Origin of the sequence: Corallococcus sp. AB045 (genome assembly GCF_003668895.1) — a bacterium.
GTDB classification, from domain to species: domain Bacteria; phylum Myxococcota; class Myxococcia; order Myxococcales; family Myxococcaceae; genus Corallococcus; species Corallococcus coralloides.
This window is the reverse complement of the sequence record NZ_RAWN01000261.1, coordinates 1-11,073: the sequence shown is the minus strand read 5'-3', so window position 1 is coordinate 11,073 and position 11,073 is coordinate 1. Positions and strand designations below refer to the sequence as shown.

At 68.9% G+C, this 11,073-nt stretch carries 11 protein-coding genes; 6 read left to right on the top strand and 5 right to left on the bottom strand.

Annotation, left to right across the window (positions count from 1 at the left end; all coding sequences use genetic code 11):
* Positions 1 to 556: DUF2267 domain-containing protein (locus D7Y21_RS37120; RefSeq protein WP_233612437.1), on the top strand; the 556-nt coding region annotated here is incomplete at its 5' end.
* A gap of 26 nt (positions 557 to 582) precedes the next feature.
* On the opposite strand, the gene D7Y21_RS37115 is transcribed toward D7Y21_RS37120, so the two are convergent.
* Positions 583 to 2,076, bottom strand: a complete 1,494-nt coding sequence (locus D7Y21_RS37115) for an HAD-IG family 5'-nucleotidase (RefSeq protein WP_121718213.1) — start codon at positions 2,074 to 2,076, stop codon at positions 583 to 585.
* Between the two features lie 160 nt (positions 2,077 to 2,236).
* On the opposite strand from D7Y21_RS37115, the gene D7Y21_RS37110 reads away from it, so the two are divergent.
* Both D7Y21_RS37110 and D7Y21_RS37105 read left to right on the top strand, forming a co-directional pair.
* On the top strand, positions 2,237 to 2,878 hold the full coding sequence (locus D7Y21_RS37110; protein WP_121718212.1) for an SRPBCC family protein: 642 nt from the start codon (positions 2,237 to 2,239) through the stop codon (positions 2,876 to 2,878).
* 40 nt (positions 2,879 to 2,918) lie between these two features.
* Complete coding sequence (locus D7Y21_RS37105) at positions 2,919 to 3,758, top strand: DUF5131 family protein (protein ID WP_121718215.1); 840 nt, start codon at positions 2,919 to 2,921, stop codon at positions 3,756 to 3,758.
* On the opposite strand, the gene D7Y21_RS37100 is transcribed toward D7Y21_RS37105, so the two are convergent.
* Complete coding sequence (locus D7Y21_RS37100) at positions 3,736 to 4,632, bottom strand: LysR family transcriptional regulator (protein ID WP_121718211.1); 897 nt, start codon at positions 4,630 to 4,632, stop codon at positions 3,736 to 3,738. The genes D7Y21_RS37105 and D7Y21_RS37100 overlap by 23 nt on opposite strands.
* Before the next feature lie 87 nt (positions 4,633 to 4,719).
* On the opposite strand from D7Y21_RS37100, the gene D7Y21_RS37095 reads away from it, so the two are divergent.
* A complete protein-coding gene (locus D7Y21_RS37095; RefSeq protein WP_121718210.1) occupies positions 4,720 to 5,553 on the top strand; it encodes an oxidoreductase in 834 nt (277 codons plus the stop codon).
* A 49-nt stretch (positions 5,554 to 5,602) separates the two neighbouring features.
* On the opposite strand, the gene D7Y21_RS37090 is transcribed toward D7Y21_RS37095, so the two are convergent.
* The 3 genes from D7Y21_RS37090 to D7Y21_RS37080 all read right to left on the bottom strand — a co-directional run bounded on the left by D7Y21_RS37090 (position 5,603) and on the right by D7Y21_RS37080 (position 9,365).
* A complete protein-coding gene (locus tag D7Y21_RS37090) occupies positions 5,603 to 6,718 on the bottom strand; it encodes a FadR/GntR family transcriptional regulator (RefSeq protein ID WP_199724621.1) in 1,116 nt (371 codons plus the stop codon).
* Positions 6,719 to 7,068: 350 nt separating this feature from the next.
* Entirely contained in the window at positions 7,069 to 7,560 is a 492-nt protein-coding gene (locus D7Y21_RS37085) for a DUF2381 family protein (protein ID WP_120566969.1), read from the bottom strand.
* A gap of 8 nt (positions 7,561 to 7,568) precedes the next feature.
* Complete coding sequence (locus tag D7Y21_RS37080; RefSeq protein WP_121718209.1) at positions 7,569 to 9,365, bottom strand: serine/threonine-protein kinase; 1,797 nt, start codon at positions 9,363 to 9,365, stop codon at positions 7,569 to 7,571.
* A gap of 240 nt (positions 9,366 to 9,605) precedes the next feature.
* On the opposite strand from D7Y21_RS37080, the gene D7Y21_RS37075 reads away from it, so the two are divergent.
* Both D7Y21_RS37075 and D7Y21_RS37070 read left to right on the top strand, forming a co-directional pair.
* Positions 9,606 to 10,643, top strand: coding sequence for a helix-hairpin-helix domain-containing protein (locus D7Y21_RS37075; protein ID WP_121718208.1), 1,038 nt, complete (start codon positions 9,606 to 9,608; stop codon positions 10,641 to 10,643).
* A gap of 171 nt (positions 10,644 to 10,814) precedes the next feature.
* Complete coding sequence (locus D7Y21_RS37070) at positions 10,815 to 11,054, top strand: hypothetical protein (protein ID WP_120566972.1); 240 nt, start codon at positions 10,815 to 10,817, stop codon at positions 11,052 to 11,054.
* Positions 11,055 to 11,073: the final 19 nt, after the last annotated feature.

Sequence of the window (11,073 nt, the reverse complement as noted above, 5' to 3'; positions counted from 1 at the left end):
CGCCAGGGGGTGGGGCCCGCCTGCCTGCCGGGCGCGGACCGGCGTTCCGGTGCCCACCTTCCAGGAGGTCCCGTCCCCCTTCGCCCAAGGTGTGCCCATGGCCCAGGCCCATGAAACCGAAACCGAGAAGCAGGAACGCCACGCGCGGCGGCACGAAGCCCACGTGCGCGCCACCTACGCGGCGTTCATCCACCACGTCTGCGACTTGAGTGCCCTGCCTCCCGCGCTCGCGGAGTCCGCCGCCGTGTCGGTGCTGAGCGCGCTGGAGCGCAGGCTCATGCCCAACGGAGCGCGGAATCTGGAGTCCCAGCTGCCCAGGCTGCTGGTGGAGTTCCTGCCGCCGCCGGAGGAACGCCCCCGGCACCCCCACCGCTTCGGTCGCGAGGAGCTGATGGCGTCCGTGGCGGAGGACCTCCAGATGCCGGTGGACCAGGCGGAGCTGGTGGTCCGCGCGGTGCTGCGCGCCTTCCAGGACCAGATTTCGGAAGGCGAGGCGGACAAGGTGGCCAGCAACCTGCCCGCGGACCTGCAGGCCCTCTGGCGCCTCACGCAGTAGTCGCGAGGCGCCTTGGGGCCCTGGTGCTACTCCGCGGGGCCGCTGCCCGCGCCGTCCCCGGTGGTGAACACCGGGGTGCCGCCAGGGATGCTGGGGTCGTGCGGGAGGCTGCCGCGCGGGCTGCGCAGGTAGACGAACGGCGTGGCGAAGAGGAAGTTGCTCACGCGCGACGTGTAGATGTCCGCGTAGCGCTCCACCTGCCGCGCCAGGTGGCTCTTGTCGTTGCCGGCGCGGGTGAGCAGGCCCCAGTGCGGGTTGGACAGCTCACCGGCCGCGCGGGCCATGGGGCCCAGCTCCGCGTCCAGCGCCTCCAGCTCCGCGCGCAGCTCCGAGAGCCGCGTCACCAGCTCGCCCTCCGCGACGTCCGAGCGGGGGCCGTACTGGTGGCGCCGCCGCTGGAGATCCAGGCGCACCTGGCAGCTCTCCGCCTCCAGGCGCTCCTTCTTGAGCATGCGCTCGCCAATGCGCACCTCGGTGGCGCGGAATGCGGCGATGGCGCGCACCTCGTCCTCCAGTTCGCGCAGGATGAGCGCGGTGCGCCAGCGCAGCACGTTCTTGCTGACGTGCACGTCGCCGAACATGTGGTCGCCCACGTAGAGGATTTCGTCGCCGGACAGGCCCAGGTGCCGCTCCAGCTCCAGCGCGCTGCCGCCGAAGTAAGGCTTGGACTTGTCGAGCGGCCCGGAGTGCGGCCGCAGCAGCGCCTCGCCGTTGGCTTCCACCACCTCGAAGAGGGTGGAGCGCGTGGTGAAGAACTCGGGCTTGCGCGCGCTGACGATGACCACGTCGAAGAGCTGGCGCCAGGTCATGCCCTCGGGCAGGTGCCGGTCGAAGGCGAAGTGCATCATGGGCTCGGTGTAGGCCCACTCGCTGTTGGTGATGAGCAGCACCTTCTTGCCGGCGTTCTTCTGGTCCAGCAGCGCGAGCGGCGTCTCCGGGTCGTCGATGACGTAGCGTTCGGGGTCCGCGATGATTTCCGCCTTGAGGCGCCCCTGCATGTGCGTGGCGTCCAGGTTCTTGCGCACGTGCTCGTAGAGGTCCGCGTAGCCCATGGGGCCGGGAAGCTGTCCGGCGTCCAGGCGGTCCACGAGCTGCGCGTAGATGCAGGCCTCGGAGAGGGAGAACAGGGTGTTGAGGAACACCCAGCGCCGGTCCGCCAGGTCGATGACGGTGCGGGTATAGGCCTCGCGCTGGGACTCGAAGTCCATGGGGCGGCTGCCGTGCAGGGCCTTCTTCACGAAGCCGAAGCGGTTGGCCTTGAGCAGGTTGCCCTTGGCGGTGTCGATGATGAGGCCGCGGATGGCGAGCATCGGGTCGAAGGTCAGGTCGGCCACGGGCCAGCCCTGCTCCACCAGACGGTCGCGAATGTATTCGTAGGCACGGCGTTCCCACGCTTCCACGCGGTAGTGGATGAGCGTGTAGTCCATGTCGTAGCCCACGGCCTTGATGGCGCGCATGTTGAGGGTGCGGTTGCAGAACAGACCGCGTTCGGGTGGGGGACCGGAGAAGTGAGGAGCCATGGGAGCAAGGCTTGCCAAGGCTTGCTCGCAAAGTCGAGCGGCCCGTGTGCCCGAGTCGCCCCGTGGGCAGGCCCGGGGCGTCCGGGTGTCGGGAAAATGGGATACAGGTGACGCAAGCGCCGCGAAGGGCCGGGCACGCGCGGAACCAAAGGGCAGACACATGTCGGGAATGACGCGGCGCTGGGGCCTGGCCCTGGCGGTGGTGCTGGCGGCGGGCGTTGCGGGGGCGGAGGAGTGGGAGACGGTGGCGAAGACGCCCTTCGTGATCAAGGTGCGGCCCCGCCCGGGGACGAAGGCGAAGGACATCTGGGCGGAAGGGGAGCTCAAGGCGAGCGCCCTGCAAATCCAGACGGTGCTGGAGGACCAGGGCTCGTACCGGCTCTTCATGCCGTACGTGAAGGAGTCGCGGGTGGTGCGGCCCACGGACGACGGCGGGCGGCTCACGTACACGCGGCTGGACCTGCCGGTGGTGTCCTCGCGCGACTACATCTGCCACGTGGTGACGGAGTCGAAGGTCGCGCCGGACGGGACGGGCGTGTACCAGCAGCGCTGGAAGGCGGAGCCGGACGCGTTCCCCGCCCGGCGGGACGTGGTGCGCCTGCGGCTGAACGAGGGCAGCTGGACGGTGGAGCCGAAGGGCGAGGGCAGGTCCTGGGTCGTCTACAAGTTCACGGTGGACCCCGCGGGTTCCGTCCCCGGGTTCCTGGCAAGCCTGGGGCAGAACGACGCGGTGGTGGACACGCTGCGCGCCGTGGAGAAGCGGGCGCAGACGCTGCCCGTGGAGCCGCCTCCCGTGAAGTAGGGGATGGAGGCAGGCGGGCCGGGTGTTCCCTCCGGACGCCATGGCTGACAACTCCAAGATCGAGTGGACGGATGCGACGTGGAACCCGGTGCGCGGCTGCGTGAAGCTGAGCCCGGGGTGCAAGCACTGCTACGCGGAGACGTTCGCGGAGCGGTTCCGGGGCGTGCCGGGGCACCCGTATGAGCAGGGCTTCGACCTGAAGCTGATTCCGGGGAAGCTCGCCGAGCCGCTGCGCTGGAAGGCGTCCAAGCGCGTGTTCGTGAACTCGATGAGCGACCTGTTCCTGGACGACGTCCCGGAGGCGTACATCGAGACGGTGGCGCGGGTGATGGCGCTGGCGGACTGGCACACGTTCCAGGTGCTGACGAAGCGCGCGGAGCGGATGCAGCGGCTGTTGTCCACGCGGCTCGCGTTCGCGGCGAGGCTGCCGAACGTCTGGTGGGGAGTGAGCGTGGAGGACCGCAAGTACGGCCTGCCGCGAGTGAAGCACCTGCAAGCGGCGCCCGCGCGGGTGCGCTTCCTGTCCATCGAGCCGCTCCTGGAGGACCTGGGCCCGGTGGACTTCACCGGCATCGACGGCGTGATTGTCGGAGGCGAGAGCGGCGCGAAGGCGAGGCCGCTGGACCCGGAGTGGGTGCGCTCGGTGCGCGAGCAGTGTGACGCGGCGGGCGTGGCCTTCTTCTTCAAGCAGTGGGGCGGCAAGCACAAGGCGGCGGCCGGGCGCGTGCTGGACGGGCGCGCGTACGACGCGCTTCCCCGGAGCACGGTGGCACCGTTCCCGGAGGACGTCCGGCGCCTGCGCTTGTTGGAGGCAGCCGAAGCGCTGGCGGCCCCGTGGTTGTCGCCGCCGGGCGTGATCAGCGCCGCCGCTTCAGCTTGAAGAAGTCGATGAGCGCCTTGAGCTTGGGAGCCACCTGGGCGCGGCTCGGGTAGTAGAGGAAGAAGCCGGGGAGGGTGGTGGAGTACGGTTCGAGCACACGCACGAGCCGCTTCTCCGCGAGCAGCTTCCGGACGCGGCTCTCCGGGACATAGGCGAGCCCCAGCCCTGCGACGGCGGCGTCCAGCACCAGCTCCGAGTCATCGAACACCACGCGGCCCTCGACGGCGACCTCGATGCGCTTTGCGCCGTCGCTCAGCCCCCAGCGGAGGAGCCCGCTGGTGGTCCGGCTGCGGTAGTTGATGCAGTCGTAGTCGCGCAGGTCGCGAGGGTGCTTCGGCTTGCCGCGCGCCGCGAAGTACGACGGCGAGCCCACCACGTGCATGACGATGTCGCCGCTCACGGGGATGGCAATCATCTCGCGGTCCACGAGCTCACCGATGCGGAAGCCCGCGTCGAAGCCCTGCTGGACGATGTCCACGAGCGCGTCTTCCAGATGGATGTCCACGCGGATGTCGGGATGGGCGGTGAGGAACTCCGCGAGGCGGGGCCCAAGCACCTCCTGGTAGCCGTAGCGGGGCAGGGTCAGGCGCAGCAGCCCCGCGGGCCGGTCGCGAAGCTCGCCCAGGGACTCGAAGGCGTCCTGCACGCCGTGCATCGCGGGTTCGAGCCGCGAGAGGAAGCGCGAGCCGGCCTCGGTGAGTCCCACGCTGCGGGTGGTTCGTTGGAGGAGCCGCACGCCGACGCGCACTTCCAGGGCGCGGAGGCTCTGGCTCACCGCGGAAGGAGTGACCCCGATCTCCGACGCGGCGGCGGTGAAGCTGCGTCTGCGAGCCACCGCGAGGAACGCCATGAGGCCGGAGAGGTCGTCGCGCATTCCTTAGCGTAGCTACAAAGTGCATCCAGAGACGACGCGTTTCGGAGCGGAGGCCCGGGGCGTACTTCATGGGCCACGGAGGCAGTCATGAACGCACAGGGCAAGGTCTGGTTCGTCACGGGGTCGTCGTCTGGGTTTGGCCGGAACATCGTGGAGGAGGTCATCGCCAGGGGGGAGCGCGTGGTCGCGACGGCGCGAGACACGCGCACGTTGGAGGACCTGGTGGCGAGGGCCCCGGACCGGGTGCTCGCGGTCCGGCTGGACGTGACGAAGGCGGAGCAGGTGCAGGAGTCCGTCACCGCGGCGCTGAAGCGCTTCGGGGCCATCGACGTGCTGGTGAACAACGCGGGCTACACGTTGTTCGGAGCGGTGGAGGAGACGAGCGACGCGGAGCTGCGAGCGGCATTCGAGCCGCTGTTCTTCGGAGCGGTCGCGATGACGCGAGCGGTGCTGCCGCACATGCGGGAGCGGAGGATGGGCACCCTCGTGCAGCTATCGAGCGTGTCCGGGCTGGTCTCATACCCGGGCGCGGGTGCGTACGGCGCGGCGAAGCACGCGCTGGAGGGCCTGTCCGAGTCGCTGGCGAAGGAGGTCGCGCCATTCGGAGTGAAGGTGCTCATCGTGGATCCGGGCATGTTCCGCACGAAGCTGCTGGGCCCATCGTACCGGCCGATGCCAGAGCTGGCGGCCTACGCGGAGTCGCTGGGCCCCATGCGCGCCTGGGTGGCGCAGTCCGCCGGCACGCAGCCCGGGGACCCCGTGAAGGCCGCGAAGGCCATCGTGGACGCAGTGGACGCAGGCTCCCCGACGCTACGGCTGTTCCTGGGACCGGACGCCCCCGCGGCCGTCCGCGAGAAGCTCGCGCAGGTGCTGGACGACGTGAACCGCACGGAGCAACTCGCACTGTCGATGGGCTTCTGAGCCCGTAGCCAGAAGCCCGCCGACAGCGGAACCGTAGGACCGTCGTCGCTCACGAAGCAGGGAGACCCAGGGAGTGGGCAATCAACCGCCAGAGGCGCGAAGCCCACCGGCCCACGTGAAGCAGTCCGCCCTCCCTTGGATGATTCACCCCATGAGTGCGTTCACGGTTGCTAGCGGGTGGGGCCTCGGGCTGGAGGCCATCCTCCGGACACGAGGCGCCAGAACCTGCCCGACCATCGGACACGCCTCCCAAGACCGTGCCCATCACGGCCTCGGCGCACGTCCCACCGGATTCGGATGGGACGCGCTCCGGGAGCGCTGGAATCAGCGACATCCCGCTGTCGGACTCCACGGGGGTGGCCTTCTCATCGGGGCGAGCAGAGACCTCAAGCACCTCGGTGTCCCTGGTGGCTGGCTCGTGGTGGCCTTCGGGAGAGGGAGACACAGGTTCCTTTGGAGCAGGGGCGACGGCGTTCAGCACGCGCTCGTCGCACGCCTTGAGCAACGCCGGTAGCTCGTGCTGGAGGGCCTGGGTATCGCGCTCAGATACAACTCTCATGGCGCAGAGGGCCCACTCACGCAGCGCCTCGCCACCCATGAAGGGCTGTAGCCGGGCCGCTCCTCCCAGGAAGGCCCGATGCAGGGACTGAACGAGAAGCACATGCCCGGGACGATCCGCCACCCGGGCCGCCAACCGTAACAACTCGAATTCCACCTGTGCGCAGTAGGTTCCATCCTCCCAGCGCGCCGCGTCCTGGAGCTGGAAGCACGTGTACCTCAGCCGGTCCAAGTCGAGGTCCGAGGCCTTCGCGCAGCAGTCGGCCAGAAGCTCCACCAATACCTGCCGCCTGAGGCTGAAGTAGCCCGCCAAGAGCCACCGTGCGTTCGGCGAACGCATGTCATGCATCGCCAGCCCCAGGTTCTCCAGCGTCAGCGACTCATCCATGGCCACCGCGCGCGTCCTGCGGCCAGGGTGCTGCACCACCAGGCCTCGTGCCGCCAGTCGCCGCAGCGCTTCGCGGAGGGTGCCCCGGCACACGTTGAAGCGACGCGCCAGCTTCGCTTCCGGGCCGAACTGCCCGCTCGGATGCACCCGTCCGAGCGCGATATCGCGCTCGAGCTGCGCCTCCACATAAGCCACGAGTCCGCCTCGTCCCATCCCCATTCCCCTCCTCGTCCCAGCATCGCCATCCAACCACAGGGGTCTGACATGGACGTGTGGGCCCACCTTCCGTCCGCGTCACCTGACGGAGGAGGGCGCCCTCCGGCCCCGGACGGCGAAAACCTGTCCGACAGTCGGACAGGTTCACGGGCTCGGGCCCCGGGCGGCGAAAACCTGTCCGACAGTCGGACAGGTTTCTGGGAAGCGCCTCCGGCGGGCGGCCTCTGCCCGTGGTTCCGCCTTCGCGTCCTCTCACTGAGGCTTCGGATGGGGCTTCAATCCATGAACGTCGTCATGGCGTTCGAGGAAACAGTGGCCTATGCGGCCGTCGAGCCGTGACCCGCGTGGGTTGCTCAGATGGACGGAAACCGCACCCCTGGCAGGACGAGTAGCCGCGTGCCCTCCGCGTCCTGGATCTCCAGCGTGTAGACGCCGCGAGCTTCATGGGCCTGCGCTTCGGCTTCCACGATGATCTGGGTGGCCTCGGTTCCAGACTCGGGAACCACGTCGAGCACTTCCACGACCCTCAGGGTTTGATGATTCGGACCGCTGAGGCTCGCCTTGGCGGCTTTGCCAGACAGGGGCGTCCGCCCGGAGAACCTCAGTTGCACCGCGACCCGGCGTGCGGAGCGGAAGCTCATGAACTGGAACTCCGCGCCCGAGAAACCCGTTTCGGGGCCCTTCAGTTCCAACGTCTGGACTCCCCTTTGATCCAGGCTCGTCTCGGCGAGCATCGCCGACAGACCCACGTCAGCACAGACCTGCTCTGGAGGCGGAATGGCTGCGTCATCGTTGGACACCCCTCCATCCGCGGCTGCCAGGAACGGAAGCAGGAACAGGAGCACGGGCCTTCCTATTCGTCGTATCGAATCACTCCCCGCACGGACATCATGTTGGGAACAATGGCGGTGTTCTCGTCTCCCCCTTCGCTGCGAGGAACGCCCCGCGTGCGGTCGGACAAGAACCAGAGCTCGATACAGACGGGAAATGTTTCACCTGTCTTGTTCTGGCGCAGTTGGGTGAAACGGCCGTAGACGCGTTTGGAGCCGACGTAGAGCGTACCCGTCAGCATGGAACCGCCCCTCACGCGTCCCTCGCCGCCGTGCGTATACACAGCGGCACGCCCCTCTCGGACGGTGACGAAGTCGGAGCGCGTATTCGGGTCAAATCTGGCGGACCACTGGATGCTGCCAACCCTGAGCGCCTGCATGGCTGCCCACGCATCCGCCGGACAGTCCTCGGCGGGAGGCGTGGGCCGGTCCACCAGGGGAGCGCTGGCGCAGGCCATGCCCGCCATGCAGGTCGCAATCGTCGCGGCCTTGAGCGCACGGCCGGGTTTCGGAGACGGTGGGGCGGGGGGCTTTATCGTCACGGGAGCGTGTTCCTCTTTCTGCGCCGCCACGGGGGCGACGACGGGAACACTGTGCGGGCGGTCCGATTGGTTTGCCAGTTTATGACCAACAGGGGCGGAAACACTCTCTGGGACCTCTGGGGTTGTATGTCGAGTCCAGCCCCGAATCAGGACCTCCCAGGTCCCGGGTCCCGCCAGCAACAATCCCAGGCATAGCGCCACTCCCACCCACCCCCAGGCCGGAAACCTGCGCGGTGCCACTGGTTCGGGAGCAGGCCGGGGCCTTGGCGCCGGCTTCAGGTACGGCTGCGCGGGCCACGCCGGACGGCGGATCTGATTCGGCGTGCCCGGAATCTCATCGAAGAGGTGCGCCTCGAACGCCGCCGCGCCCCCGGAGAGCAGCCCTCGCATCAGCTCCGAGTGCGCCGCCTCCCCCGTGCGCGGCCGCTGCTCCGGCTCCTTCTCCAGGAGCCGCAGGATGGCCTTCGACAGGGGCTCCGGCACCTGGGGGTTGATGTCCCGGGGCGACGGCGGCAGCCGCTCCGTGATGGCCACCGCCAGCAGCTCCGGTTCCTGCTCCGGCGGGAACGGGTAGTGCCCCGTGACAGCCCGGTACAGGCACACGCCCAGGGCATACAGGTCATCCGCCTCCTGGTACGGATAGCGCAGCTCCGGCTGTCTCCAGTGGCGCTGCTGGAAGCGGATGGCCTCCGGACTGCGCAGGTGCAGCGTCCCCGGGGGCAGGGTGGTGGTCGTGAGCGTCGCGGCCCCCGTCTGGTCCCCGGCCCCGAAGTCGATGAGCACCGGCACCTGCTCCCTCGCGCGGATCAGGATGTGCTCCGGCTTCAGGTCGCGGTGCAGCACGCCTCGCGCATGCAGCACCCCCAGCGTCATCGCCACCGAGCCCCCCACCATCGCCACCTGCCGGAACGTGGGGTTGACCGTCTCCGTCCAGAGGTGGAGCGACATCCCCTCCACGCAGTCCATGACGAAGTACGGCAGCCCCTCCACCGGATCCGGCCACCGCCCCGTGGCATGCACCCGCACCACGTTCGGATGCCACGCCCGGTCCAACAGCAGCGCCATCTCCCGCAGCGCCCGGGCCGGGTCCGGATGCAGCGACAGCTTGAGCGCGAAGCTCCGCCCCGGCGCGTCCAGCGGCTCCACCCGGTAGACCGCGCCGTACCCTCCTACCCCCAGCGTCCCCTGCACGCGCCAGCGCCCCACCACCGCGCCGGGCTGGAGCGCCCCCGGGAACACCTGTGACCCTTCCTGACCCATGGACTCACAGGGTCGCATGAAGTCCACTCGACCTGGAAGGTCACCCGGGGCCGGAGGCCGGAGGCAACCCTGGGTCCGTGTGTTCCTACGTCAGGAAGTCTCGCCCCGTGGAGCCGGGCGGAATGCTCCCAGCGGAACACGTCGGCGGTGACTGAAATGTGACATGAACAAGGCGCGTATCCGGCCGGTGGTGTCAGACGGATTTGATGTATTAAGCCGCGTCTCATCGCAGCACTCCCCCTCATTCAGGAGTCCCTGATGCGTCGTCTTGGCTCAGCCCTTCTCGCCGTGAGCATGCTCGTGGGTTGCGGTGCCGGTTCCGAAGCTGGAACCACCCCCGAGTCCGGCTCCACCACCCCGTCCGCCGAGCAGCAGCAGGCCCCCATCCTCACGACGACGAACGTCGACGTGGCCATCGAGTGCTCCGGCATCCTCGAGTTCGCGAACACGGCGTCGTACTCACTGCTCGACCGCTACCTGCCCAGCAACGTGGTCACCAACATCGTGAACCGCCGCGCCACCGCGCCGTTCACGTCGCTGGCGGACCTGTCCTCCGTGCCGCTCGTTGGCCCGACCCGGCTCAAGCAGCTGGAGGGTGGCGCCCGGACGATGGACTTCATCGACGCGGACTGTGTCGGCATCCTGGATGGCATCGCCATCTCCCGTGACGACCAGGCCGCCATCGTCGCGCTGGTGAACAGCATCGACGACTCGGAGCTGCACGACGTCCTGCCGGACGCGTGGAACGGCGCCGTCAACCTGCTCAACACGCGCCCCTTCACCACCGCGCAGCAGATCGCCGACACGGCGGGCATCGGTGAGGTGAGCTTCCGCAACATCCGCAACTCCGCCATCCTGAGCCGTCCCCTGGAGGCGCTCTTCACCGCCATCAACGCCGTCCCCAGCAACGGCTCCTACGGGGCTACGACCCTGCGCCACTTCGACTGGTGGAACATCGCGTCCGCCGGCCACTACTACCGCGATGACAAGACGTGTTTCGGCCTGGAGCCCACCAGCGTCCCCTACGGCGCCGCCATCCGCCCGAACCTGGCCGACGCCGCCGAGGTGCGTGCCGAGGTCCAGCGCGCCTTCAACTACGTCGGCGGTGATACCAAGATCTCCGCCACGGTCCGTGACGCGGGCTTCGCGAACCTGGACGCGCTGACCCAGGGCCGCTCCTTCAAGGGCTGCATCATCACCTACGAGAACGACCCCTGGAGCCGCAACACCGTCCACATCTACGTGGACACCGTGAATGGCTTCAGCGTGATGACCGAGACCTGGTGGGCGGAGTAGTCCTCCCCAGCTGACGTCGTCTGTCGTCCCGAAGCCCCGGGTGCCCTCATGGAGCCCGGGGCTTTGTCGTGTCCGGAAGCAGGCAGGACCCTGGCGGGCAGGCACCCGGCCATGCCCGGTCCGGGAAGGAAACCGTGCATCCCCGCGTGTCTATGGGTATAGACACGCCCCATGTGCCCCCTGGTGAACACGAAGGACCTGATTGACGCCCAGGAGGTGGCGGGCCTGTTGCGCCTGCGCCACCCCAACAGCGTCAGCACGTACCTGCGTCGCTATCCGGACATGCCCCGTCCGGTGCTCGACCTGGGCGCCGGGCGCCCGCGCCTCTGGCTCAAGCCCCAGATGCTCCGCTGGGCCCTCGCCCGCCAGGCCGCCGCCAACACCGACACAAGCTCCCGAGGCTCCCGATGACCACCGCCACCCCCCGAAC